Annotated in this window: 22 protein-coding genes; 10 read left to right on the top strand and 12 right to left on the bottom strand. The window is 69.4% G+C overall.

Annotation, left to right across the window (positions count from 1 at the left end):
* The first annotated feature begins 163 nt into the window (after nucleotides 1–163).
* A complete protein-coding gene (locus tag E3328_RS03060; RefSeq protein ID WP_135363150.1) occupies nucleotides 164–1,069 on the top strand; it encodes a phosphoribosyltransferase HisG-related protein in 906 nt (301 codons plus the stop codon).
* A gap of 7 nt (nucleotides 1,070–1,076) precedes the next feature.
* Here E3328_RS03060 and E3328_RS03055 read toward each other — a convergent pair whose 3' ends face one another.
* Complete coding sequence (locus tag E3328_RS03055; RefSeq protein ID WP_135363149.1) at nucleotides 1,077–1,433, bottom strand: DUF555 domain-containing protein; 357 nt, start codon at nucleotides 1,431–1,433, stop codon at nucleotides 1,077–1,079.
* 327 nt (nucleotides 1,434–1,760) lie between these two features.
* On the opposite strand from E3328_RS03055, the gene E3328_RS03050 reads away from it, so the two are divergent.
* The 5 genes from E3328_RS03050 to E3328_RS03030 all read left to right on the top strand — a co-directional run bounded on the left by E3328_RS03050 (nucleotide 1,761) and on the right by E3328_RS03030 (nucleotide 5,619).
* On the top strand, nucleotides 1,761–1,943 hold the full coding sequence (locus E3328_RS03050) for a hypothetical protein (RefSeq protein WP_135363148.1): 183 nt from the start codon (nucleotides 1,761–1,763) through the stop codon (nucleotides 1,941–1,943).
* A gap of 119 nt (nucleotides 1,944–2,062) precedes the next feature.
* Nucleotides 2,063–2,794, top strand: a complete 732-nt coding sequence (gene psmB / locus E3328_RS03045; RefSeq protein WP_135363147.1) for an archaeal proteasome endopeptidase complex subunit beta — start codon at nucleotides 2,063–2,065, stop codon at nucleotides 2,792–2,794.
* A gap of 153 nt (nucleotides 2,795–2,947) precedes the next feature.
* Nucleotides 2,948–4,300, top strand: a complete 1,353-nt coding sequence (locus tag E3328_RS03040) for a phosphohexomutase domain-containing protein (protein WP_135363146.1) — start codon at nucleotides 2,948–2,950, stop codon at nucleotides 4,298–4,300.
* 42 nt (nucleotides 4,301–4,342) lie between these two features.
* The gene (gene cdd / locus E3328_RS03035; protein WP_135363145.1) at nucleotides 4,343–4,732 is read left to right on the top strand and encodes a cytidine deaminase; all 390 of its coding nucleotides are present in this window, start codon (nucleotides 4,343–4,345) and stop codon (nucleotides 4,730–4,732) included.
* A complete protein-coding gene (locus tag E3328_RS03030) occupies nucleotides 4,729–5,619 on the top strand; it encodes a nucleoside phosphorylase (RefSeq protein WP_246022869.1) in 891 nt (296 codons plus the stop codon). The genes cdd and E3328_RS03030 overlap by 4 nt, the downstream gene beginning before the upstream one ends.
* A gap of 45 nt (nucleotides 5,620–5,664) precedes the next feature.
* Here E3328_RS03030 and E3328_RS03025 read toward each other — a convergent pair whose 3' ends face one another.
* The 8 genes from E3328_RS03025 to E3328_RS02990 all read right to left on the bottom strand — a co-directional run bounded on the left by E3328_RS03025 (nucleotide 5,665) and on the right by E3328_RS02990 (nucleotide 13,080).
* Entirely contained in the window at nucleotides 5,665–7,062 is a 1,398-nt protein-coding gene (locus E3328_RS03025; protein WP_135363144.1) for a hemolysin family protein, read from the bottom strand.
* An 82-nt stretch (nucleotides 7,063–7,144) separates the two neighbouring features.
* Nucleotides 7,145–9,103 carry a methyl-accepting chemotaxis protein gene (locus E3328_RS03020; RefSeq protein WP_135363143.1) on the bottom strand — a complete coding sequence of 653 codons (1,959 nt, stop codon included), beginning with the start codon at nucleotides 9,101–9,103 and terminating at the stop codon, nucleotides 7,145–7,147.
* 110 nt (nucleotides 9,104–9,213) lie between these two features.
* Nucleotides 9,214–9,396: a hypothetical protein gene (locus E3328_RS03015; protein ID WP_135363142.1), complete on the bottom strand. Its 183-nt coding sequence runs from the start codon at nucleotides 9,394–9,396 to the stop codon at nucleotides 9,214–9,216.
* 71 nt (nucleotides 9,397–9,467) lie between these two features.
* Complete coding sequence (locus tag E3328_RS03010; RefSeq protein ID WP_135363141.1) at nucleotides 9,468–9,767, bottom strand: hypothetical protein; 300 nt, start codon at nucleotides 9,765–9,767, stop codon at nucleotides 9,468–9,470.
* Nucleotides 9,768–10,163: 396 nt separating this feature from the next.
* A complete protein-coding gene (locus E3328_RS03005) occupies nucleotides 10,164–10,433 on the bottom strand; it encodes a HalOD1 output domain-containing protein (protein ID WP_246022867.1) in 270 nt (89 codons plus the stop codon).
* Nucleotides 10,434–10,620: 187 nt separating this feature from the next.
* A complete protein-coding gene (locus tag E3328_RS03000) occupies nucleotides 10,621–10,956 on the bottom strand; it encodes a DUF7344 domain-containing protein (RefSeq protein WP_167837282.1) in 336 nt (111 codons plus the stop codon).
* A gap of 194 nt (nucleotides 10,957–11,150) precedes the next feature.
* The gene (locus E3328_RS02995) at nucleotides 11,151–12,314 is read right to left on the bottom strand and encodes an NAD(P)/FAD-dependent oxidoreductase (protein ID WP_135363139.1); all 1,164 of its coding nucleotides are present in this window, start codon (nucleotides 12,312–12,314) and stop codon (nucleotides 11,151–11,153) included.
* 232 nt (nucleotides 12,315–12,546) lie between these two features.
* A complete protein-coding gene (locus tag E3328_RS02990) occupies nucleotides 12,547–13,080 on the bottom strand; it encodes an HTH domain-containing protein (RefSeq protein ID WP_135363138.1) in 534 nt (177 codons plus the stop codon).
* A gap of 173 nt (nucleotides 13,081–13,253) precedes the next feature.
* On the opposite strand from E3328_RS02990, the gene E3328_RS02985 reads away from it, so the two are divergent.
* The 3 genes from E3328_RS02985 (at nucleotide 13,254) to rocF (ending at nucleotide 15,669) form a co-directional block, all read left to right on the top strand.
* A complete protein-coding gene (locus E3328_RS02985) occupies nucleotides 13,254–14,174 on the top strand; it encodes an NAD-dependent epimerase/dehydratase family protein (RefSeq protein WP_135363137.1) in 921 nt (306 codons plus the stop codon).
* 45 nt (nucleotides 14,175–14,219) lie between these two features.
* The gene (locus E3328_RS02980) at nucleotides 14,220–14,681 is read left to right on the top strand and encodes a hypothetical protein (protein WP_135363136.1); all 462 of its coding nucleotides are present in this window, start codon (nucleotides 14,220–14,222) and stop codon (nucleotides 14,679–14,681) included.
* Between the two features lie 73 nt (nucleotides 14,682–14,754).
* Nucleotides 14,755–15,669: an arginase gene (gene rocF / locus E3328_RS02975; protein ID WP_135363135.1), complete on the top strand. Its 915-nt coding sequence runs from the start codon at nucleotides 14,755–14,757 to the stop codon at nucleotides 15,667–15,669.
* 45 nt (nucleotides 15,670–15,714) lie between these two features.
* On the opposite strand, the gene E3328_RS02970 is transcribed toward rocF, so the two are convergent.
* The 3 genes from E3328_RS02970 to gyrB form a co-directional block, all read right to left on the bottom strand.
* Nucleotides 15,715–17,907, bottom strand: coding sequence for a DUF7282 domain-containing protein (locus E3328_RS02970; protein WP_135363134.1), 2,193 nt, complete (start codon nucleotides 17,905–17,907; stop codon nucleotides 15,715–15,717).
* Nucleotides 17,908–18,039: 132 nt separating this feature from the next.
* Entirely contained in the window at nucleotides 18,040–20,595 is a 2,556-nt protein-coding gene (gene gyrA, locus E3328_RS02965; RefSeq protein ID WP_135363133.1) for a DNA gyrase subunit A, read from the bottom strand.
* Nucleotides 20,596–20,644: 49 nt separating this feature from the next.
* Nucleotides 20,645–22,561 carry a DNA topoisomerase (ATP-hydrolyzing) subunit B gene (gene gyrB, locus E3328_RS02960; RefSeq protein ID WP_135363132.1) on the bottom strand — a complete coding sequence of 639 codons (1,917 nt, stop codon included), beginning with the start codon at nucleotides 22,559–22,561 and terminating at the stop codon, nucleotides 20,645–20,647.
* 266 nt (nucleotides 22,562–22,827) lie between these two features.
* Here gyrB and E3328_RS02955 point away from each other — a divergent pair, with 266 nt between their 5' ends.
* On the top strand, nucleotides 22,828–25,266 hold the full coding sequence (locus E3328_RS02955; protein WP_135363131.1) for a DNA topoisomerase VI subunit B: 2,439 nt from the start codon (nucleotides 22,828–22,830) through the stop codon (nucleotides 25,264–25,266).
* The last annotated feature ends 17 nt before the right edge of the window (nucleotides 25,267–25,283 follow it).

Here is a 25,283-nt window from a genome sequence, read left to right as displayed (position 1 = left end):
TTCCCCGGACCGGCGAGCCCCGGGAGCAGGAGTCGAGCGGGACTGGGCACTGGGGTCGAGCAGCACCGGGCGCTGGAGTCGAGCGGGGCCCGGAAAACCCCCGGCCGGGCGGACGTGGCGGAGATCGGACTCGTTTTACGCGCCGCTTGCGTGCTCGATAGCAATGACGACCGTCAGCGTCGCGGTGCCGCGGAAGGGACGCCCGCTCGAAGCGGTCCTCGACAGACTCGCCGACGAGACGGGGGTCGCCGGCCTCGCCGACGACGTGATCTCGACCCTGCGCTACGAGAAGGCAGTCACCAAGGGCGAGCAGTCGGCGACCGGCGACGTGTACGAACGGCTGGCCGCCTACAGCGACGACGGGGACCCCCATGCCCCGGAGTACACGCTCGTCCGCGACGACCGCTCGGGGATGCCCCGCCGGATCGTCTTCGACAGCGTGGTCGTGCCGGTCGACGAGGACCTGCGACTGCGACTGGTCGGCCGCGAGGAACCGTTCCGCGCGCTCCGGAAACACGAGATGCCGCTGGGCTTCGACAGCGCCGACCTCTTCCTGGAGGAAGTCGTCGAACTCCGCGCGGAGCCGCTGGCCGAACTCGGCGAGGTCAACGAGCGGGTCGACCCCCGGGACACCGACGTACGCCTGGTCGCGGGCCTGGGCGACACCGTCTGGCACTCGCTGCTGGTCACCCCGGAGGTCGCCGCCGAGTACGATCCGGACCCGACGCGGGAGCTGGTCGACGCCTACGAGGGCGACCTTTGCATCTCGCCGCGCTACGAGCGGCTCGTCGAGGGAGTCCTCGGCACCTCGGCCACGGAGGGGATCGAGTTCACCTATCCCACCGACGACCACGAGGAGGAGGAGGCGGCCATCGCCGAGACGGGCATCGGCGTCTACCTGACCGTCTCCGGCGGGACCGCCCGCGAGCACGGCCTCGAAGTCGGCGAGCGCCTCTTCCCGAGCGAGACGGTGCTGCTGCGGAGCGAACCGGAGGTGACGGCGGCGGCCGAGCGGGTGGCCGACCTGCTGGTCAGCGCCGAGACGGGGACGCGCCTGGCGGCGCAGTGAGAAGCGGTCAGTTCTCCTCGTCGTCCTCGGTCTCGACGGTGTCGATGACGTTGAGCGGCACGTCGCGGAGCGCGCCGCCCACGTCGCTCTTGGCGATGCGCTGGGCGTGTTCCTCGCTCTCGGCGTTGAACACCTCCATCTCCAGGACCAGGCCCACGAGGGCGGTGTCGGCGGCGATGTACGCGGAGTCGAACGGCTCGCCGCAGGCCGGACAGTTCGTCGAGCCCACGCCCACCTCGACGTAGTCCATGTCCTTCTGGTTGAGGCGCTTGCCGGCCTCGCTGATGGCGACGCCGATGGCGTCGTCGATGTTGTCCACGTCGTGAACCAACCAGGCCGCTTCCATCACTACGATGTAGTTCATACACGTTGCTCCGCCTTTCTCCGTAATCCTGTTTTTGGTCCGCTCCCGCCAGCAGGGCCGCCCGCCGGCCCGGGCCCTCCCCGACGACCGCCGCGGGCCGCTGCGCACGTGACTCCAATCATGGCCATAACTTATGACGATTCCCGGGCTCACCAGCGGACCCGTTACCCCGAAACCCGCGCGAGCGCCGGTGTGGTTGTCTCCGGGACAACTCCGGTTGAACCGCAAGACGGCGTGGGGGTGAAACCACATGATCCATGATCAAATACCCGGTGTCGGGGGGTAAAGCTTATATACTCCCTCGACTGGAGAAGAGAGCATACCACGATGCCGACCACCCTGAACCGCGCGGCCGTGTTCGCAGTGTACCAGTTGACCCTGTTCGCCGGCATTCTGCTCATGCCGGTGGCGCTCGTGATGCGGAAGGCGGGGGTCACCCTGCCCGTCCACCGGGCGGTCGACCGCGTCAACGAGACCTACGAGGAGATGGACGCCGAACACGCGAACTGACGGGGCCACCCTTCTGTCGTCGACCCGCCAACCGGCGAGCGACGCGTCGCACCGGCGCCGTCGCCGGACGGGGGATCGAAAAGGTGGTTTTATCAGCACAGGACTGATACCCGACTACCATGCGCGACCCATCCGCAGGCCCGGAGTTCTCGGAGAATCTGCAGCGCCACGACGCGGGGATCCCCGACCCGACCGAGCCGGAGATCGGCTCGTTCCCCGACGAGTCCCCCCAGGGCGACCAGAGCAAGGTCGCCGAGACCGGGACGACGACCATCGGCATCACCGCCGAGGACGGCGTCGTCGTCGCGACGGACATGCGCGCCTCGCTGGGCGGGCGGTTCGTCTCGAACAAGCGCGTCCAGAAGGTCGAGCAGATCCACCCGACCGCCGCGCTGACGCTGGTCGGCTCCGTCGGCGGCGCCCAGTCGTTCATCCGCTCGCTGCGCGCCGAGGTCGACCTCTACGAGGCCCGCAAGGGCGAGGACATGAGCATGACCGCCCTCTCGACGCTCGCCGGCAACTTCGCCCGCGGCGGTCCCTTCTTCGCCATCAACCCCATCCTCGGCGGCATCGACGACGAGGGCAGCCACGTCTACTCCATCGACCCCGCCGGCGGCGTCATGGAGGACGACTACACCGTCACCGGTTCCGGCCTCACCGTCGCCTACGGCACCCTGGAGGACCGCTACGAGGACGGCATGAGCATCGACGAGGCCCGCTCGGCCGCCGTCGCCGGCGTCCGCGCGGCCGCCGAGCGCGACACCGGCTCCGGTAACGGCGTCTACATCGCCGAGGTCACCGAGGACGGCGTCGAGATCGAGGACTACCCGGACTTCGACGGCGTCGAGTAACGCCGCCCTTCTCTCTCGCTCTCGCTCTTTCGCCGACCAGCGGCCGCGCTCGCGTCCGGGCGCGGCTCGCCGGGACCGCACCGGTCCCTCGGTCCCCGTCGCCGTTCGGCCGCATGCCACTACGGTTAATGGCCACCCTCCCGTGGAGCCGGTATGGAACTGTTCGGGACCGCGGGGATCCGCGGCGACGCGCAGTCTCGGGTGACGCCGGAACTGGCGCGGGCGGTCGGGCGCGCGGCCGGCGCGGACGGCGACTCGTTCGTCGTCGGCCGCGACGGGCGAACCACCGGCGAGGGACTGGCGGCCGCCGTCGAGGCCGGGCTCCTCAGCGCCGGCGCCGACGTGACCAGGGTGGGGCAGGTTCCGACCCCCGCCCTGGCCTACGCCGCCCAGCAGCGCCGCGGGGTGATGGTCACGGCCAGCCACAACCCGCCGACGGACAACGGGCTCAAGCTGTTCGCCGACGGCCGCGAGTACGGCGACGACGCCGAGGCGCGGATCGAACGCCGCGTCGCCGACGACCCCGACCCCGTCGCGTGGGACGAGTGGGGCGCGAGCGAGCGGGCCGACGTACTGGGCGCGTACCGCGACGCCGTCGCCGAGTACGCACGCGACCACGGCGAGCCGCTGGACGGTCTCTCGGTCGCGGTCGACTGCGGCAACGGGATGGCCGGCGTCGCGACGCCGCAGGTCCTCCGCGCGCTGGGCGCCGACGTGACCGCGATCCACGCCAACGTCGACGGTCACTTTCCCGGCCGCGAGAGCAAGCCCACGCCCGAGAGTCTGCGGGACCTCCGCTCGTATCTCGCGGAGAGCGACGCCGACCTGGGGATCGGCCACGACGGCGACGCCGACCGCATCGTCGTCGTCGACGCGAGCGGCGAGGTCGTCCACGAGGACACGATCGTCGCCATCCTCGCCGAGCACTACACCGCCCGGAGCGACGCGGCCGACCCCGTCGTCGTCACGACGCCCAACGCCTCCGCCCGCATCGACGAGCGGGTCCGCGCGGCCGGCGGCCGCGTCGAGCGCGTCCGCCTGGGCGCGCTCCACGAGGGCGTCGACGCCGCCCGGGCGGCCGGCGGTGACGACACCGAGGTCGTCTTCGCCGCCGAGCCCTGGAAGCACATCCACACCGGCTTCGGCGGCTGGATCGACGGCGTCGCGAGCGCGGCGGTGCTCGCCCGCCTCGTCGCCGGCCCCGGCCTCGCCGTGCTCCGTGACCCGGTGACCGAACGACCGTACCGGAAGGTCAGCGTCGAGTGCCCCGACGAGGACAAGGAGCGCGCGATGGCGCTGGTCGAGGAGCGACTCCCCGCCGAGTTCCCCGAGGCGAGCGTCGACACGGAGTACGGCGTGCGGCTCGAACTGCCCGACGGCTCGTGGACGCTCGTCCGCCCGAGCGGGACCGAACCGTACGTCCGCGTCTACGCCGAGAGCGAGGGCGTGGCCGAGCTGGTCGACGCGGTCACGACCGTCGTCCGCGGCGCCGTCGCCGACGCCTGATCCGGGCGACGGCTTAAGTGGCGTCCGCCGTTCGGTACGGCCATGAGCGACCTGCTGGAACGCGCCCGCGAGGCGCGCGAGAACGCCTACGCCCCCTACTCGGAGTACGCCGTCGGCGCGGCGCTGCGGACCGCCGACGGGACCGTCTACACGGGCTGTAACATCGAGAACGCCAACTACAGCAACAGCCTCCACGCCGAGGAGGTCGCGCTGGGCTCGGCCGTCCGCGACGGCCACCGCGAGTTCGACCGGCTGGCGGTCTCCTCGGCCGCCGAGGACGGCGTGACCCCCTGCGGCATGTGTCGCCAGTCGCTCGCGGAGTTCTGCGCGGAGTCGTTCGTCGTCGTCTGCGAGGGGGCCGACGACCCGGTCGAGTACGAACTCGGCGAGTTGCTACCGGAGACGATCACTCGGGAGATGGTCGAGCGATGAGCGACGGGGACGACGCCGCCGGCGGGAACGGGGCGGCGACCGGGGACGCACCGACCGACGGAGACACCCCCGCCAGCGAGGACCCCAACGACGGCGAGCAGTACCACCTCGAAGTCTCGCCGGGGGACGTGGCCGACAGCGTGCTCCTGCCGGGCAACCCCGAGCGCGTCGAGAAGATCACCGACGGCTGGGACGGCCACGAGCTCGTGGCCGAACACCGCGAGTACCGCACCGCCACCGGGACCTACGACGACACGCCGATATCGGTCACGTCGACGGGGATCGGCTCGCCGTCGGCAGCGATCGCCGTCGAGGAACTCGCCCGCGTCGGCGTGGACACGCTGCTCCGGGTGGGGTCCTGCGGCGCCATCCGCGAAGAGGCGTCCGTGGGCGATCTCGTCATCACCGCCGGCGCCGTCCGCCAGGAGGGGACCAGCGACGAGTACGTCCGCGAGGACTACCCGGCGAGCGCCGACGACCGCGTCGTGGGCGCGCTCGTCACCGCGGCCGAGCGGCTGGACTACGACCACCACGTCGGGCTCACCGCCAGCACGGACAGCTTCTACGCCGGCCAGGGCCGCCCCGGCTTCCGGGGGTTCGAGGCCGCGGGGAGCGACGCACTCGTCGAGAACCTGCGCGAGGCGAACGTCCTCAACTTCGAGATGGAGGCCGCGGCGATCCTGACGCTCGCCAACCTCTACGGGCTCCGGGCGGGCGCGGTCTGTACCGTCTACGCCAACCGCGTCACCGGCGAGTTTCGCACCGAGGGCGAGCGCAAGGCCGCGAAAGTCGCGAGCGAGGCCGTCTCGATCCTCGCCGAGATGGACGACGCCGCCGAGGCTGCGGGCGTCGACCGGTGGCACCCCGGGCTCGGCCTGGGGGAGTGAGCGGCCGAGTGGCGGGCGGCGTGGGGACCCGCCCGGAGACGCCGGTCACTCGCCGGCGTCGTCGGTCGTCGGCGAGTCCTGGGTCTCGGCGTCGGCGACTCCCTTCTCGTCGGTCCCCGTCCCCTCGTCGCTCTCTTCGACCGCTCTGGCCGTCACTTCGTCGATCCGGGCGCCGTCGACGGCCGCGACCGTGAACCGGTAGCCGTCGACGGTCACCTCGTCGCCGACCTCCGGCGCGCGGCCGAGCCGGTCGAGGACGAGCCCCCCGACCGTGCCCACGTCGTCGGTCTCGAACTCGGTGTCGAGAGCGTCCTCGACTTCGGTGAGGACGACGCCGCCGTCGATGGCGAAGGAGCCGTCGGCCCGCTCGTCGACCGTCGGCTCGCGCTCGGCGGCGTCGAAGTCGTCGCGGAGGTCGCCGACGACCTGTTCGAGCACGTCCTCGACGGTCGCGATCCCCTCGAAGGAGCCCCACTCGTCGATGACACCGGCCATCTGGCGCTGCTCGGCCTGGAACTCCGCGAGCAGGTCGTCGACGGCCCCGGTCTCGGGGATCAGCGGCATCTCCCGGGCGATGTCGGCCGCGGTCACGTCGTCGGCCATCGACTCCTCGGCCCGGAAGACGTCCTTCACGTCGACGAACCCGACCACCTGGTCGGGGTCCTCGGCGTCGAGCACCGGATACCGGGTGTGACCCGAGTCGAGGACCGCCTCGCGCAGGTCCGCCAGCGTGGCGTCCGCCGGGACGCTCGCCACGTCCGGCCGCGGGACCATCACCTCCCGGACCGAGACGTCGTCGAGTTCGAACACGCGCTCGATCATCTCCACCTCGGTCGCGTCGACGTGACCCTCCGTGCCCGACCGCGAGAGGACCGTCAGGATCTCCTCCTCGGAGAGGGTCTCCTCGGTCTCCGAGGCCGGCGGGACGCCGATCAGGCGCGTGAAGTAGTTCGCCGTCCCGTTGAGGACGACCAGCCCGGGGATGAAGATGTAGTAGAAGAACTTCATCGGCGGGGAGACGAACAGGGCGATCTGCTCGGCCCGGGCGATCGCGATGGTCTTCGGCGCGAGTTCCCCGAAGACGACGTGCAGGAACGTGATGATCCCGAACCCGATCCCGACGGCGATGAGGTGGACGGGGGCGTTGGGGAACGCGGCGCCCAGGACCGGGTCGATCAGCGCCGCGATGGCCGGTTCGCCGATCCAGCCCAGCGAGAGCGAGGCGAGCGTGATCCCGAGCTGGGTCACCGCCAGGTAGTTGTCGAGTTCGTCCAGCGCGTCCCGCAGCAGGTCCGCGCCCGCTCGGCCCTCCGCGACCATCTGGTCGACCGCGCTCGACCGGACGCGGACGTACGCGAACTCCGAGGCGACGAAGAAGCCGTTCAGGGCCACCAGGAACAGCGCGGCGAGCAGGCGCCCCGTCGAGAACAGGATGTCTACCATCGCGACCACCGACGGGACGGCGAGGGGGTCGTCTCTCTCATGGCCAGTCTAGGTGCGGGACGCGATTTAATCGTGGTGGCCCTCACTCCGGCCGGCCGCCGTCCTCGACCGCGACCGTCCCGCCGGCCGCGGGCGTTCCCCGGCCGGCGGTCCCCTCGCCGACCTCGAAGGTCCCCAGCAGCGACTGCAGGCGTCCGGCCCGCTCGCTCAGCGACGTGACGTTCCCGCTGACCTCGGCGATCGCGGTTGCCTGCTCCCGGGCGGTCGCCGCCGCCTGCTCGCTCTCGTCGGCGGTCGAGCGGCTGATCTCGGCGACCGCCTCGACCGTCGAGACCGCCTCCTCGGTGCTGGCGGCCTGCTCGTCGGTCGTCTCGCTGATCTCCCGGATCCCGCTGTCGGTCTCCTCTGCGTTCTCGGCGACCCGCTCGAACGCGTCGACCACGTCCGCGACCACGTCGACGCTCTCGCCCATCCGCCGCTCGGCGCGGCGCGCCTCCTCGACGGTCGCCGTCGTCTGGGCCTGCGTCTCCTCGACGAGCTCCTCGATCTCCGTCGCCGACGCCCGGGTCTCCTCGGCGAGCTGTTTGACCTCCTCCGCGACGACCGCGAACCCGTCGCCGGCCGCGTCGCCGCCGCTGCCGGCCCGCGCCGCCTCGATGTTGGCGTTCAGCGCCAGCATGTTCGTCTGCTCGGCCACGTCGCCGATGAGGTCGACGATCTCCCCGATCTCGGCCATCCGGTCGTCGAGCGCCTCGACCCGGTCGGCCGTCGAGCCGATCGCCGCGCGGCTCTCCCGCGTGTTCTCGATCGCCGTCCGCGCCGTCTCCGCCCCATCGTCGGCGATCTCGGCCGTCTCGCGGGAGGTCTCGGCGACCGTCTGCGCGGAGGCCGCCACCTCCTCGACCGTCGCCGACAGGTCGCTCATCTCCGCCGACACCGCGTCGAGCTGTTCGGACTGCTCGCTCGCGCCCTCGGAGATCGCCTCGATCGACTCGCGGACCGCCTCGCTGGCTTCCTCGACCGCCGCGGCCCCGTCGTCGGCCTCGGCGCTCGCCTCGCCGACCTCCGCGGCGAACCCCTGGATCTCCGCCATCGCCGACTCCGTCTCCGCGATCATCTCGTTGAACGCCTCGGCGATCCGCGTCATCGCCTCGCTCTCGCTCTCGGGGTCCAGCCGGACGTACAGGGCGCCGTCCGCGGCCCGCGACATCGCCGCGCTGTAGTCGTCGGCCTTCGCTTCGAGGTGGTCGTTCAGCCGCTCGACCTCCCGCCGGCGCTCCTCGGCGCGCTCCTGGGCCGCCTCCGCCTCGGCCTTCGCCCGCTCGATCTCCGCCCGCTGCTCCTCCAGATCGGTGACCTGCTCGCGTTTCTGTTCGGCCTCGCGGAGCCGCTCGGTCGCTTCCTCGCGGGACCGCTCCGTCGAGTACCAGTGGGACATCAGGGCGGCGGCCAGCGCGAGGACGAACACCCCGTGGATCAGTCCCCAGGCCCACGGATTGGCGATCGCGGCCTCGTGGTTGTACACCCGACCGGGATTGATCATCCCGAAGACGCCGTGGGTGAGGACGACCTTCCCGATCCCCAGGGCGAACGGGAACCAGTCCTCGTAGACCGCGACGACCGCCATCGCGACGAAGAAGTGGAAGTGCGCCTCGATGAACCCGCCGGAGAACTGGACGAGGACGATCGACGCCGTCAGCAGGCTGACCGTACCGAGCGCGGTGCGGGCGCGCCGGGGCAGCCGCGAGCGGCTCGCCGCGGCGACCAGCCCGACCAGGACTCCGAGCTCCAGCAGGACGGTCGACAGCGGGATGGCGGGGATCGTCGCCCCGGAGAACGTCGTCTCGGTCCCCTCGAAGGTCCCCAGCAGAAAGAGCACGGGGACGTGGGCGAGGACCACGAGGAGGATGTTGCGGTGGCGCCGCCGCCACGCCTCGTCGGGGATCGTGTCCCCGCTCGGGATGTACTCGACGAAGGTTCGGAGACCGGACCGCAGCCCCCCGGTCGCTGCGGCCGGTTCGGTGGCTCCCTCGGCTGGCATACCAAGCTCGGAGGACTAGCTCGACAAAAGCACACCGGCCCGAGTATCAGCCGCTGAAACGGCCGATCCGGCCGGTTGCGGCCGGGCGGTCGCGGCTCGCCAGTCCGGGGTCAGGCGGTCGCGGCTCGTTTCAGGATCTGCGGCGTGACGATCATGTCGAGGACGGCCACCGCGTAGGCGACGAGCTGGGTCGTGCCATCGAGGAAGAGGTACGCGACGACGGCGACCGCTAGCGCGCCGGAGGCACCGATACCGTATCTCACAGCGGGGCTCGCCAGGGGGTTCTGTGACATCAGTTCGGTTGGACCCGTGTCACCTGTAAATACGTTGTGGCCTCACCTATCGCTCCCGTCGAGGGCGGTCGCTACTCGGTTCCGCCGTACGCCGTGAAGTTCAGCCGTTCGGGTCCGGCCTGGACGACCGACCCGTCGACCAGACAGGGGCCGTCCGCGTCGCGGTCGAACTCGCCGTTCCCGTTCCGGTCGCTGTAGACGACCGTCTGGACGGCGCGAGTCCCGGAGTACGACCGCCGGAGGTCGAGGGGATACCCGTCGGCAGTGACGACCTCCTCGCCGATGTCCGCGCGGAAGTACGTGCTCGCGACTTCGCCGTCCACGTACGTCACCAGAAAGAGAGACCTGTTCGACGGGATCGTGAAGCTCACGCGGACGGCGTCCTGTGCCCAGATATCCGCTCTGTCGGTCCGCGAGAATCCGATCCAGAGGCTGTCGGGACAGGCCGTGCCGTCGGAATCGAACGCGACCGGCGTTGCCGATGTCGGTCGGGTAACGGACGCCTCCGCGGGAGGGTCCGACGGTGACTCGCGCGGCGACGCGACCGGCGAGTTCGGTCCCGGACCGGGCATCGTTTCGGTCGCTGGGTCCGCCGACTCGGTCGTCGGTGAACGACCGGTCGCAGGAGCGTTGCAGCCCGCGACGACCAGGAGTAGTGCAAGTGCCACCGGGAGCGCGCCGCGCATCGTGTCTGACGATTCGGCAGTCCGGTATATGCTTTGTCCAGTCGAGTGGCCAGTTTGGGTTGCGAACTGCTGTTCCGATAGCTAGCGCGATGCAAACAGCGTGTCTCCCTCGATCTGAATCGAATACTCTTCATAGGTGAACGAGATCACGACGCGAGCCTCCGAGCGGACAAGTGTGTCAAGCGCGTCGGGGTCAACGTGGTCCGATAGGGTCGTGTCAAACTTCTCGGGGAGCCGGGTCGCTTCTACACCTTCCAGTTCTGCGACTCCGAGAACGACCGCGTGGCTCGGATCTGTCGTTGACCAATCGAACTGGCGCTTGACTGGGGCGTCTCCGAAAGAACAATCCACAATGTGACTACTCGCTGTAGTGACTTATGTTTAGTGTGATTATCTGAGTGATTGCTATCGAGTGCCTGTCTTCTGGGCCGAGGGCACGTCTAATACTCGACCGAGTAGATCCGACCCTGTGGGTAGAACCGGACACCAATTTCAGACAGTGACGTAACAGATTGCCGCTCTCGGTGAACTGCCCGGTTCAGGGGAACGGTGGTGCGTCGTCGGCTGTTTCGGCGTCACTACCTTGTTCCAGTTCCGCTTCGAGCTTCGGATGGCTCCGATACCGAACTGTCTCCGAGCGGTGATCGAAATCGATCACGCCCTTCTCATCCAGAAACGGTAGCTGGTGGTGATAGAGGCCGATCCGAATCGACCTACGGTCGGGGGGCGGGGAGTCCGATGCTTCCTGGGCGATGCACTCAACGAGGGTATCGACTTGGGCCACTTTGTCTTCGGCGTCCTGAAGATACCGCAGGAGTTGGCGTCGGCGTCGGTGTGCGAGAATCCGGTATGTTGCACTCTCCGAGGGGGTCATGGGTGAGACCACCGCAATATTCGCCACTTATATAAATAAATCTATTTCTAGCACATAATATGATTTTGTGAGTTACTGTAGTCCCTCACAGAGTGTTCCACGTCTCGACTGTAGGTAGCACTCGTCCGAAGCACTGAGCGCGATTCACCGGGATCGAGCGAAGCGAGCTGCCGGCCTCGTTCCCCGGAACGTCGTCACATGTCGGGCCAGGCGTCGATGGCGTTGCCGATCGAGGACACGTCGGCGATCCAGCGGGCTGCGATGCCCTTCTTGAGGATCTCGGCGGGCTTGCCGCCGAAGGTGGAGATGGGGAGGAACTTCACGTCGTGGGCGACGGCCTCGTCGCCGACGGAGACGACGGTGCCCTTGTCGTCGTAGGTCCACTCGGTGAGCGGCTGGCCCTTGACGCGGCGGGCGAGGTTCTCGCCGGCGACCTCGGCGGCCTGCCAGGCGGCCTGGGCCGTCGGCGGCGCGGGGTCGTCGCCGGGCTGGTCGACCAGCGCGGCGTCGCCGATGGCGAACACGCGGTCGTCGTCCGTCTCGAAGGTCATGTCGGCGAAGATGCGGTTGCTCCGCTCGTCCTTGTCGACGTTCGCGTCCGCGATGGCGTCGCGGCCGGTGATGCCGCCGGTCCAGATGAGCACGTCGTAGTCCATCTCGGTGTCGTCGCCGATGTAGACGGTGTCCTCGTCGACCTCGCCGATGAACTCGCCGGTGTGGATGTTCACGTCGGCGGCCTCCAGGCGCTTGCGGAGCGCGCCCTGCAGTTCGGGGTCGCTGTTGGGCAGCACGCGGTCGAGCCCCTCGACGAGTTCGATGTCGACGTTGGCGCCGTAGTCGTCGCGGTACTCGGCGATCTCGCCGGCGGTCTGGATGCCCGAGAGACCGGCGCCGCCGACGACGACCGTCGCGGGGTCGTCCCGCGTGGCGCCCGCGGCGGCCTCGGAGACGGCGTCGTGGATCGAGAGGGCGTCGTCGAGGCTCTTGAGCGTGTGGGCGTGCTCGCGGAGGCCCTCGATGCCGAAGAAGGCGGTGCGCGAGCCGATCCCGACCAGCAGGTAGTCGTAGGCCACCTCGTCGCCGTCCGCGAGTTCGACGACCCGTTCGTCGGTGTCGACGCCCTCGACCGTGGCCTGGCGGAACGTCGTCGACGGCGACTTGACCTCCTCGACCGGGATGGTGACCTTCTCGCGGACGCTCGGGTCGCGGATACAGCGGTGGGACTCGTGGAGCACGAGGTGGTAGTCCACGTCGGAGATCCAGGTCACGTTGGCCCGCCCGTCGAGGTGGGATTCGAGGCTCTTGACGGCACCCGCGCCCGCGTAACCGGACCCGAGCACGACGACGTTGTCGCTCATGCGACCGACTCGGGAGGCGGGCGATACAAACCCTACGAATCCGTCGCGAGAATCGGTCGCTCCGACGGCCGTCTGTCACGAAAATACAGGATCGACGGGTCCGATCGAGTCAGTCGAGACGAACGACGGGCGGCTCGGGCCCGGGGCCGCCCGGATCGGAGTCGGGGAGCGCGGAGCCGGTGGGAGCCGAGGGGGTGAAGCGAGTCGACCGGTCGACGGGGCGGTATCGCGGTCAGTGCTCGGGTTCGCCGGCGGGTGCGCGCATGTCGTCGATGGTGAGGATGAGCTTGTTGTTGGTGTCGTCCTTGCCCTCGAGCGTGCCGATGATCTGGAGCTTCGAGAGCGGCGTCGGGCCGACGGTGATGGTGTCGCCCTCGTGGAAGTCGGCGATCGACCCCTGCAGCTGGATCTCGGCGCGGCACTCCTCGGGGTGGTGGACGCTGGTGAGGTCGATCTCCTCGACGTTGGCGTCCTCGATGTCCGAGCCGTTGTGGGCCAGCGGCACGTCGGCGGCCTGGTCCATGTCCTGGATCTGGAGCGCGTCGTAGGCGGTCGCCGTCGGCTTGTACCCGCCCTTCGGACCGGGGACGCCCTCGACCAGTTGGAGGGCCTTGAGACTCTGCATCTGGTTGCGGATCGTCCCGGGGTTGCGGTCGACCTTCTCGGCGATGTCCTCCCCTTTCACCGCGCTCTCGGACTCCCGGTAGAGATTGACCAGCTCCTGCAGGATGTTTTTCTGGCTGGGCGTCAACTCGATTGATGACATACCCGCATTTTGGTCATAGATTTTATTAAAGCCGGCGGTGGCCGGCCGCGACCGCGGCAATATTCGCCACCCGCTGGCTCGAACCCGCGACAGTCAGTCCCTCACACGGTCGATCCGCTCGCGGCCCGGCGATAATGGGATGACTTATTGCGCTCGGAGTGACATCTCGACCCATGGACGGCAAGCGGGTACTCGTCACGGGCGGCGCGGGGTTCATCGGGTCGAACCTGGCGAACCACCTCGCCGCGGACAACGACGTGATCGCGCTGGACGACTGTTATCTGGGGACGCCCGACAACCTCGACGAGTCGGTCGAGTTCGTCGAGGGGTCGGTCCTGGACGACGACCTGCCGACGGACGTGGACGTGGTCTTCCACATCGCGGCGCTGTCCTCCTACGCGATGCACGAGGACGACCCGACGCGGGGCGCCCGGGTCAACGTCGAGGGGTTCGTCAACACGGTCGACCAGGCCCGCCAGGACGGCTGCGATACCGTCGTCTACGCCTCCACCTCGTCGATCTACGGCGACCGCACGGACCCCTCCCCCGAGGACATGGACGTGACGGTCAACACGGGCTACGAGGCGTCGAAGCTCGCCCGCGAGAAGTACGCCGAGTACTTCGCCAACCACTACGACATGTCCATGGCCGGCATGCGCTTCTTCTCCGTGTATCAAGGGATGGAAGACGGTGCGGAGGAGCACAAGGGCGAGTACGCCAACCTCATCGCGCAGTTCGCCGACGACATCGCCAACGGCCGCAACCCCGAGATCTGGGGCGACGGCTCGCAAACCCGGGACTTCACCCACGTCGACGACATCGTCCGCGGGCTCGAACTCGCCGCCGACCACCAACTCACGGGCGTCTACAACCTCGGCACCGGCCAGCAGTACAGTTTCAACACCCTCGTCGACCGCATCAACGACGAACTGGGCACCGACGTCGAACCCGTCTACGAAGACAACCCCATCCCCGAGGACGTCTACGTCCACGACACGATGGCCGACGCCTCCAGGATGCGCGAGGCCACCGGCTGGGAACCCGAGATCTCCTTCGAGGAGGGCGTCCGGCGCGTCTGCAGCCAGTACGAGTAACTGGCCATACAGAACACTTAATTGACACCCGCGTCAGCGGTTGGTATGGACCTTCGAGAGGGGGTGGGCGGCAGTTACCAGTTCTACCTCGGTGACCACCCGCGACAGGTCGTGTTCGGTTCGGTGACGACGGTCGTCCTGTTTTCCGCCGGTGTGTTCTTCGACGGGTTGTCACAGGCGATCGGGACGACGGGGCTCGCGGTCGTCGCGCTCGCCGGCTTTCTCACCGGACTCTCGCTGGGTCGCGCGTGGTACGAGGGGGTCGCCGTGGCTTTCCGTGCGGTGGTCATCGGGCTGGTCGTCTCGGCGGTCGCCGTCTCGGTGGGACTGTTCGCCCTGTGGCTCGTCCAGCCCGAGGGGAACTCCGTGTACGGGGCACTGCTGTCCGCGGTGTTTCTGATGGTCCTCGGTCCACTGTTCGGCTTCGTCGGCGCCGTGGGCGGTGGCTTCGGGACCGTCCTCCGTCGGTTCGTCGTCCCTCCGGGGACCGACCCGCCGACCTACTGAAGGGGGCGGTGGAGACCGGCGTGCCCGGTCCGGTGGCCCCGACCGTTTTGCCGCTCGGCCACCTTGCGGTGGTATGGACCGACCGGTACGCGTCCTCGGCGTCCCGATGGACCTGGGCGCGGACAGGCGCGGCGTCGACATGGGCCCGTCGGCCATCCGCTACGCCGGACTGGCCGACGAACTGGAGTCGCTCGGGATCGACTGCGACGACGGCGGAAACGTCCCGGTCCCCAGCCCGGAACGGACCGAGGCGGACGCCGGCCGCCCCCCTGATGGTCGGGCGAAGTACCTCGCGGCGACCGAGCGGGTGTGTCGTGACCTCGCCGACGAGGTGGCCACGGCCGTCGCCGACGGCGCGGTCCCGCTCGTCCTCGGCGGCGACCACTCCATCGCCATCGGGACCGTCGGCGGCGTCGCCCGCGACCGGGACATGGGGGTCGTCTGGTTCGACGCCCACGGCGACTTCAACACGCCCGCCACCACACCGAGCGGGAACGTCCACGGGATGTCCGTCGCCGCGATCCTCGGCCGCGGCGCGTTCGCCGACAGCGACTGGGCGGCGTCCCCCACGGTCGACCCCGAGAACGTCGCGATGGTCGGCCTGCGCGACCTCGACGACGAGGAGCGCGAGGCCCTCCGGGAGAGCGACGTGACCGCGTTCTCGATGACCGACGTCGACCAGCGCGGCCTGCCCGAGGTGACCCGCGAGGCCGTCGAGGCCGCGACCGACGGGACCGACGGCGTCCACGTCAGCCTCGACATGGACTTCCTCGACCCGACCGAGGCCCCCGGCGTGGGCACGCCCGTCCGCGGCGGCGCCTCCTACCGCGAGGGCCACACCGCGATGGAGGTCGTCTCCCGGACGACCGGCTCCGACCTCGTCTCGATGGAGATCGTCGAGGTCAACCCCATCCTCGACGACCACAACAGGACCGCCGAACTCGCGGTCGAACTCGCCGCGAGCGCGCTCGGCAAACGCATCCTCTGACACGGGACGACGCGCGAGCGAGCGCGCCGACCCCGGTCCCAGCCGCTACTCCCGCCGCGACAGCGCGGCCGCGCCGAACAGGACGACGGCCACGACGACCGCTGTCACTCCGAACCCGGGGCCGAACCCGTCGGCGGCGCCGTCTGTGACCGTCGCGGTCCCGCTGGCGGCCGTGCCGTTCGGCCCGGCGGTGCCGTTCGCGGCGGTCGGGACGCCGGTCCCGTTCGGGGCGGTCGTCCCCGCGGGCGTCGCCGTCGGCGTGTCCGTCCCGCGCAGCGTCGGCGGCGGGAGCTCCGTCGTCGTGACCGCACGGTCCGTCGGCGTCGCGGTCGGCGTCGGCGACGGGGTGGCGGTCGCCGTCGGCTCGTCGGTCGGCGTCGCCGTCGGGACCGGCGTCCCCGTGATCTCGTCGGCCGGCGGGAGCGTCACGCCGAGGTACTGCGGATTTCTCGGCGGTTTCGACCCGCCGTCGAGCAGCACCCTGCCCACGCCGTAGACCGGGTCGCTGCCGATCCGGTAGGGGCTGTCGTCGGCCGGGTAGTCGAACCGGCCGTCGCCGTCGCCGTCGCGGTGGGCCACGAGGACGACGTTCTCACTGCGGGTCAGCGGGCGGTCGAGCGACACCGTCGGGTCGTGGACCCCCGGCTGGAGGTACCCCGAGCGACCGATCAGGTCCTCCCGGGTCACCTGTTCGTTCGGCGGCACGCGGTAGGCCGCCAGGAACCCGCCGTCTTCGAGCGCGACGCGGGCGTTCTCGACCCGGTCGGCCTCGCTCGAACTCGCCGACGCGTACTCCTCGAAGAGGACGGCCGTCGCCTCGGCCGACCCCGTCGTCAGCAGCGTCTCCGAGTCGTCGATCTGGGCGATCGAGGCGGTGTACCGCGCGTCGTCGCGCGCGTCGCTCAGGTCGACGTCGACGCCGAAGCTCCCGTCGTCGTCGACGGTCGTCCGCGCGCTCGTCTCGTAGTCGCGGTCGAGCCCCGTGACGTTGACCGTCAGGTTCGTCCCCGGCGCCAGGTTCGTCTCGCCGGCGACCCGCTGGCCGGGTTCGGCCGCCCGGACGAGGATCCCGCCGTCGGCGTCGTAGCTGTACTCGCGGGCCGCGACCGTGTAGTCGACCGCGGTCGTCGTATCGGATTCGGCGATGTGACTCCCCCCGGAGAACGTGTATGTCGCCCGCCCGGGCCCGCGGAACCCGCGGTCGAGGCCCTCGCGGACGGCCACGCGCCGCAGGTCGGCGGTCACGTACAGCGTCTCGCTGTCCGGGTCGGGGATCACCCGGGCGGTCCCGTCCGCGACGCTCCCGCGGACGTCGACGGCCGACTCGCAGTCGCCCGACGAGGTGATCGACAGGTCGAACGGACCCTCCTCGCCCGTGGCGGCGAGGAAGTTCGCCTCGCTGGTCGCGCCGCCCTGTGCGGCCAGCAGTCCGTAGACCCCGCTGGCGTTCAGCCGGTAGACCATCGTGTCGCCCAGCGCGGCCTCCGGGCCGTCGTCAGTCATCGGCGGCTCCGTGATCAGACCCGCCTCGCGGGCCGCGACGATGTCCTCGTCGGAGTCCAGTTCGCCGAACCGGTCGCCGGGCGCCCGCTGGAGCGTCGTGTCGCCGACCGCGGGGTCGTCGACGGTCAGCCGCTGCGTGGTCGTCCCCGACCGCGTCTCGACGGTCACGTCGTAGGCGCCGACCGGCATCGGCGCGCCGGTGACCGACTCCCGGTCCTCGACGGCCACGCGGTCGTTGTCGCCGGCGGTGTACGCGAGGCCGGCGACCGCCGTCTCGTTGCCCGCGAGGTAGGTGTTGACGTACAGCTCCGCCGGCTTGCGCCCGTCGTTGTTCGCGAACGTCAGCGAGACGTTGAACTCGCCGTCGACCGACTCGATCCGGACGGTCCCCGTCTCGCCGCGCGTGATCCCCGTCTCGATGGCCGCGATGTCCCCCCGGGCCACGTCCGTCCGCGGCGCCTCCGGGTAGCTCGCCAGCGAGTGGTCGCTCGCCGCCGACGCGGTCGAAGCGCCGCCGGGACCGCTGTCGTCAGCGCCCCCATCTGCGGCCGCCGCCGACCCGACCGCCCCGCCGCCGACCGGACACTGCGTCCCGCCGCCCGCGTTCGCCGGCGCCGTCCCGGCCCGTGTATCCGGTCCAGCGGCCGCGAACGCCGGTATCGCCGCGGTCCCGGCGACCGCCACCGCCAGGACGAACAGTACTCCGAGCGTCGAACCGCCGCGTCTCTCGAACATCGTGATCGTGAGTTCCCCCGTCGCTGTCCGGGAGTCCGCCCGACTCCGGCAAAGTTCTTGTGTCCCTTCACGGGCGAGCGCTCCGCTCGACGGCGAGAACGGCGAAAGCGAAATCGGCCGGGAACAGGGGCGCTACTCGGCGTCCTCGGCGTCGACCTCGTCGACGGACTCGGGGACCACGTCGACGCTGGCGACGCTGTCGCCCTCCTCCACGTCCATCACGACGACGCCCTTGGTGTTGCGGCCGACCTCGCTCACGTCGCCCGCGCGGATGCGCATGATCTGCCCGCGCTCGCTCATGATGATCAGGTGGTCGTCCGCGCCGACGGCCTTGACGGTGCTGACGGGCCCGTTGCGCTCGTCGGTCTTGATGTCGATGAGCCCCTTGCCGTAGCGGGACTGGCGGCGGTACTCCGAGAGGCGGGTGCGCTTGCCGTAGCCGTTGCGGGTGACCGTCAGCAGACAGCGGTCGTCCTCGCCGTCGGTGGCGACCATGCCGGCGACGCGGTCGTCGCCCTGGAGGTCGATCCCGCCGACACCGCGGGCGTTGCGGCCCATCTCGCGGGCCTCGCTCTCGTCGAAGCGGATCGTCATCCCCTGTTCGGTGGCGATCACCAGGTCCTTCGTCCGGTCTGTGACCTCCACGTCGACGAGCTCGTCGCCCGCCTCCAGGTCGGCGGCGATGATCCCCGTCGAGAGGATGTTCTCGAACTCCTCGGCGTTGGTCCGCTTGACGTAGCCGTTGCGGGTGACCATCGCGATGGACTCCTCGGGCTCGAAGTCGTCCGTGTTGACGACGGCGGTGATCTCCTCGCCGTCGTCCAGGTCGATGAGATTCACGGCCGACTTGCCGCGCGCGGTCCGGCTCATCTCCGGGATCTCGTAGGTCTTGAGCTTGTAGACCTGCCCCTGGTTGGTGAACGAAAGGAGGTAGTCGTGGGTGTTTGCCCGGAACACCTTCGAGACGCGATCGCCCTCCTTGGGGTCGGCGCCGATGATGCCCTTGCCGCCCCGGCCCTGCGGGTCGAAGCGGTCGACGGGCATCCGCTTGATGTAGTCGTCCTCGGTGATGACGACGACCACGTCCTCCTCGGGGATCAGATCCTCGTTGGTGATCTCGTCGCTCTCGACGAAGTTCGTCCGGCGCTCGTCGTCGTACTCGGCCTTCATCGCCTCCAGCTCCTCCTTGATGACCGCCAGCAGCTCCGACTCGTCGTTCAGGATCGTCTCCAGGCGCTCGATCTCGGCCTGCAGGTCCTCGTACTCGCTCTCGATCTCCGCGGCCTCCATCGAGGTGAGCGAGCCGAGCTGCATCCGGACGATGTGGTCGGCCTGGTCGCCCGAGAAGTCGAAGGCGGTCTGCTCGTCGAGGTGCTCGAACTCCGCGTCGAGCTCGCCGAGGTCGACCTCGCCGCGCAGCGCGGCCTTGGCCTGGTCGCGGTCCTCGGAGTTGCGGATGAGGTCGACGACCGCGTCGACCTGCTCCAGGGCCTTCAGCCGGCCTTCGAGGATGTGCGCGCGGTCCTCGGCCTCCGCGAGTTCGTACTCGGAACGGCGCCGGACGACCTCTTTGCGGTGGTCGAGGTACTCCTCGAGGGTCTCCTTGAGCGTCAGCACCTGGGGCTGGCCGTCGACGAGGGCGAGGTTGATGACGCCGAAGGTCGACTCGAAGTGGTGTTTCTTCAGCTGGTTCTCGACCACGTCGATGTTGGCCCCGCGCTTGAGTTCGATGACGACGCGGACGCCGTTGCGGTCCGATTCGTCGCGCAGGTCCGAGACGCCCTCGATCTTCCCCTCGTTTACGTCCTCGGCGATGCGCTCGACCATCCGCGCCTTGTTCTCCTGGAACGGGATCTCCGTCAGGACGATCTGCCCGTTCTCCCGGTCGAGCTCGTACTTCGCGCGGACGGTCACCCGGCCGCGGCCGGTGGTGTAGGCGGAGTGGACGGCCTCGCGGCCGACGATGGTGCCGCCGGTCGGGAAGTCCGGCCCCTTGATCGGGCCGGCGGTGCCGTTGCCGCGGCCGTCGCGGGTGTCGATCAGGTCCTCCACGTCGCAGTCGGGGTTGTCGATGAGGTGGACGACGGCGTCGACGACCTCGCCGAAGTTGTGCGGCGGGATGTTCGTCGACATCCCGACCGCGATGCCCGAGGAGCCGTTGATCAGCAGGTTCGGCACCTTCGCGGGCAGGACCTCCGGCTCGGTCAGTCGGTCGTCGTAGTTCGACTGGAAGTCGACGGTGTCCTTCTCGATGTCCGCGAGCATCTCCTCGGCGATGGGGGCCATCCGGGCCTCCGTGTAGCGCATGGCCGCCGCGGGGTCGCCGTCCATCGATCCGAAGTTGCCCTGGCCGTCGACCAGGGGGTACCGCATCGCGAAGTCCTGGGCCATCCGGACCAGGGTGTCGTAGATCGCGGAGTCGCCGTGGGGGTGGTAGTCCCCCATCGTCTCGCCGACGATCGACGAGGACTTGCGGTGTGAGCTGTTGTTCGTCACGCCCATCTCGTGCATCGCGTAGAGGATGCGCCGGTGGACGGGCTTGAGCCCGTCCCGCACGTCCGGCAGCGCCCGGCCCGCGATGACGCTCATCGCGTAGTCGATGTAGCTCTGCTCCATCTCGTTCTCGACGCGGACGCGGTCGACCTCCGCGGCCGGCGTCACGTCCGAGTCGGGTACGTCGGAACTCATCGTGTCACCTCTCGTCGGTCAGTGTCGTCCGCCGCTCGGTCGCGCCGGGTCATATGTCCACCCACTCCGCTTCGGGCGCGTGGTCCTTGATGAACTGCTTGCGGGGTTCGACGGCGTCGCCCATGAGGACGGAGAACATCTTGTCGGCGGCGGCGGCGTCCTCGATGGTGATCTGCTTGAGGATGCGCTGGTCGGGGTCCATGGTGGTGTCCCAGAGCTGCTGGGGGTTCATCTCGCCGAGACCCTTGAAGCGCTGGACCTGAGTGGGGTTGCCGTTACACTTCTCGGAGACGATGCGGTCGCGCTCCTCGTCGCTCATCGCGTCGTAGGTCTCGCCGTTGTACCGGACGCGGTACAGCGGCGGCTGGGCCGCGTAGACGTAGCCCGCCTCCAGCAGCGGCCGCATGTGCCGGTAGAAGAACGTCAACAGGAGCGTCCGGATGTGCGCGCCGTCGACGTCCGCGTCGGTCATCAGGATGATCTTCTCGTAGCGGGCGTCGTCGATGTCGAACTCGTCGCCGATGCCGGTGCCGATGGCGGTGATCATCGCGCGGATCTCGTTGTTTTCGAGGATGCGGTCGAGGCGGTGTTTCTCGACGTTCAGAATTTTCCCGCGGATGGGGAGGATCGCCTGGAACTCGGGGTTGCGGCCCTGCTTGGCCGACCCGCCCGCCGAATCGCCTTCGGTGATGAACAGCTCGGCCTCCTCGGGGTCGCGGGTCTGGCAGTCCGAGAGCTTCCCGGGCAGCGCCGTCGAATCGAGCGCCGACTTCCGGCGGGTCAGCTCCTTGGCCTTCTTGGCGGCCTTGCGCGCTTTCGCGGCCTCGACGGCCTTCTGGACGATGACCTCGGCGGTGTCGGGGTTCTCCTCGAAGTAGGTGCCCAGCCCCTCGTGGACGGCCGACTCGACGATGCCGCGGACCTCGCTGTTGCCGAGCTTCGTCTTGGTCTGGCCCTCGAACTGGGGGTCGGGGTGTTTGACGGAGATGACGGCGGTGAGCCCCTCGCGGATGTCCTCGCCCTTGAGCGTGCCGTCGATCTCGCCCAGCAGGCTGTTGTCCTCGGCGTAGTCGTTGACGATGCGGGTCAGCGCGGTCTTGAAGCCCGTGAGGTGGGTGCCGCCCTCGCGGGTGTTGATGTTGTTGGCGAACGCGTGGATCGACCCCTGCAGCTCGCTCGTGCCCTGCATCGCCACCTCGACGTGGATGTCCTGCTCCTCGTCCTCGAAGTAGACGACCTCCTCGTGGAGCGGCTCTTTCGTCTCGTTGAGGTACTCGACGAACTCCCGGATGCCGCCCTCGTAGCGGAACGTGTCCGCCGTCCCGTCGCGCTCGTCGGCCAGCGTGATCTCGACGCCGGAGTTGAGGAAGGCCAGCTCGCGCAGCCGCGACTCCAGCGTCGAGTAGTCGTACTCCGTGGCCTCGAAGATGCCGGTGTCGGGCCAGAAGCGGATCTCCGTCCCCGTCCCCTCGTCGTCGTCCATATCCCGGACGCGTTCGAGGCCGTCCTGCGGGGCGCCCTGTTCGAAGGACTCGCGGTAGACGGCGCCGTCGCGCTTGACCTCGACCTCCAGCCGTTCGGAGAGGGCGTTGACGACGGAGACGCCGACGCCGTGGAGCCCCCCCGACACCTGGTAGGACTTGTTGTCGAACTTCCCGCCGGCGTGTAACACCGTCATCACCACCTCGACGGCGGGCTTGTCGTACTTCTCGTGGGTGTCGACCGGGATCCCCCGACCGTCGTCGGTCACCGAGACGGACCCGTCGTCGTGGATCGTGACCGAGATGCTGTCGCAGTATCCCGCCAGCGCCTCGTCGATAGAGTTGTCCACGACCTCGTAGACCAGGTGGTGCAGCCCCCTGTCGTCGGTGGACCCGATGTACATCGCCGGGCGTTTGCGCACGGCCTCCAGCCCCTCCAGGGCCTGGATCTGCTGTGCGCCGTACTCCTCAGGCTCCCGTGACATATAATCTGTCTACCGGTAGTAGACCAGCCGACTTAAAGCCCTCGCACGCGCGCTCGCGCGAGACTCGCCGCGGAGCGGCCCGCTCGCCCGCGGGATCGCACGCCGGGTCCGGTCTGTCCCCGGATCCAGCGTCGGGCAACAGGCCGGGGCGTCCCCGCCGCTCCGGGCGACAGACCGGACCGTCCCCGCCGCTCCGGGAGCCGGGTTTCACTTTCACCCCGCCGGCGAACGCCTTTTAACCTGCCCGGCAGTAGGGGGGCGCACGGATGACATCGTATCAGTCGCAACTCGGCGAGGGTGAGGGGATCGCCGAGGAGCTGGCCGAGAGCCAGCGGTCGATCTCCATCGCCGAGTTCTTCGAGAAGAACAAGCACATGCTCGGGTTCGACAGCGGGGCCCGGGGGCTCGTGACCGCCGTCAAGGAGGCGGTCGACAACGCACTGGACGCCTGCGAGGAGGCCGGCATCGCCCCCGACATCTACGTCGAGATCCAGGAGGCCGGCGACTACTACCGCCTCATCGTCGAGGACAACGGGCCGGGCATCACGAAAGAGCAGATCCCCAAGGTCTTCGGGAAGCTCCTCTACGGCTCGCGGTTCCACGCCCGCGAGCAGTCCCGCGGCCAGCAGGGGATCGGCATCTCCGCGGCCGTCCTCTACTCCCAGCTGACCTCGGGCAAGCCCGCGAAGATCACCTCCCGCACGAAGGGCGGCACCGACGCCGAGTACTTCGAGCTCATCATCGACACCGACACCAACGAGCCCGAGATCGACGTCGAGGAGACGACCACGTGGGAGCGCCCCCACGGGACGCGGATCGAACTGGAGATGGAGGCGAACATGCGCGCCCGCAACCAGCTCCACGACTACATCAAACACACCGCGGTCGTCAACCCCCACGCCCGCATCGAGCTCCGCGAGCCGAGCGAGCACATGAAATACGAGCGGGTGACCGACAAGCTCCCCGCGGAGACCGAGGAGATCCGGCCCCACCCTCACGGGGTCGAACTCGGCACGCTCATCAAGATGCTCGACGCCACGGATTCGTACTCGGTGTCGGGCTTCCTCCAGAGCGAGTTCACCCGCGTCGGCGGCAAGACCGCCGACTCGGTCATCGACAACTTCCGCGACCGGCACTTCGGCCGCGAGATGTCGTGGACCCCGCCGAAGTCACACGAACCCGCGGACGTGGCCCGCGCGCTCGACGCCGCGGTCGCCAACAAGGGCGCCGAGGCGACCGCCGAGTTCGCCGACCGGGTCGCCGACGCCGTCGACGGCTACGAGCGGGTCGCCCACCACGAGTTCTGCGACATCGTCGACGACGTGGCCGACGACATCGAGGAGAAACACGACGTGACCTTCGGCTCGACCGTCCGCGAGAACGCCTGCGAGGCCGGCTGGGGCGCCGTCACCGGGACCGGCGAGGCCGTCGACCTCGGCGAGGACGCCGACGAGTACGAGCACCTCCGCGGGGACCTCTACGCCGTCGTCGACGAGGTGACGACCACCCAGAAGGACGACGCGACGATCCAGGGGGTCGCCGACCGGCTCGCGCCGAAGTTCGGCGACGCCGACGACGCCCGCCACCGGCTGACCCGCGACGAGATCCGCGAGTTCGTCCGCCGCGCGGCCGAGGCCACCGAGGAGTACGACGACGCGACCTTCGGCGAGACCGCCCGCGAGAACGTCGTCGAGGCGCTGTGGGAGCGGGCCCGCCGCGTTCCCGACGACCCGCCGAACGTGAACGAAATCGCGGGCGACCGCGACACGTCCAGCCAGCTGCTGGAGGCGATGCGCGAGACGGACATCATCGCGCCCCCCACGGACTGTCTCTCGCCCATCGAGTCCGACCTCATCGAGGAGGGGCTGCGCAAGGAGTACGACGCGGAGTTCTACGCCGCGTCGACCCGCGACGCATCGGTCCACGGCGGCGACCCGTTCATCGTCGAGGCCGGCCTGGCCTACGGCGGCGACGTGGAAGCCGAGGGCAAGGCCGAGGTGATGCGCTTCGCCAACCGCGTCCCGCTGGTCTACCAGCGAGGCGCCTGCGCCACGACCGACGTGGTCAAGGACATCAACTGGCGCAACTACAACCTCGACCAGCCAGGCGGCTCGGGCATCCCGAACGGGCCGGCCGTGATCATGGTCCACGTGGCCTCGACGAACGTCCCGTTCACCAGCGAGTCGAAAGACGCCGTCGCGAACGTCCCCGAGCTCGAATCGGAGATCGAACTCGCGGTACGGGAGGCGGCCCGCGAGCTGAAGTCGTTCCTGAAGAAGCGCCGGTCGATGCAGCAGCGCCGCGAGAAGCAGGACAAGCTCGCCACCATCCTCCCGGAGATGGCCGAGAAGCTCTCGGCGGTCACCGACAACGAGGAGCTGGACATCGACGACACCCTCGCGCGGATCATGAACAACGTCCTGATCGAGCGCCAGCGCGACGGCGACACCGTCCGGCTGGTGGTCGAGAACAACTCCGACCGGGCGGCCGAGGTAGAGATCACCGACATCGTCGCGGGGAGCGAGCCCGCCCTCGCGAACGGCGACGCCAGCGTCGTCGAGATGGACGGCGAGTGGTTCGTCAAGTGGTCGACCTCGGTGTCGGCCGGCGACGAGGCCACCCTGGAGTACGACGCGGGCGCCGACGCGGAGTTCGACATCTCCGTCGACGGCGTCGAGGCCGAGCGAGTCACTATCGACGCATGACGACGAGCGCGGACACC

Origin of the sequence: Halosimplex halophilum, assembly GCF_004698125.1 — an archaeon.
GTDB lineage: Archaea > Halobacteriota > Halobacteria > Halobacteriales > Haloarculaceae > Halosimplex > Halosimplex halophilum.
The sequence above is the reverse complement of the archived record's forward strand: the minus strand, read 5'-3'. Positions and strand labels throughout refer to the sequence as shown.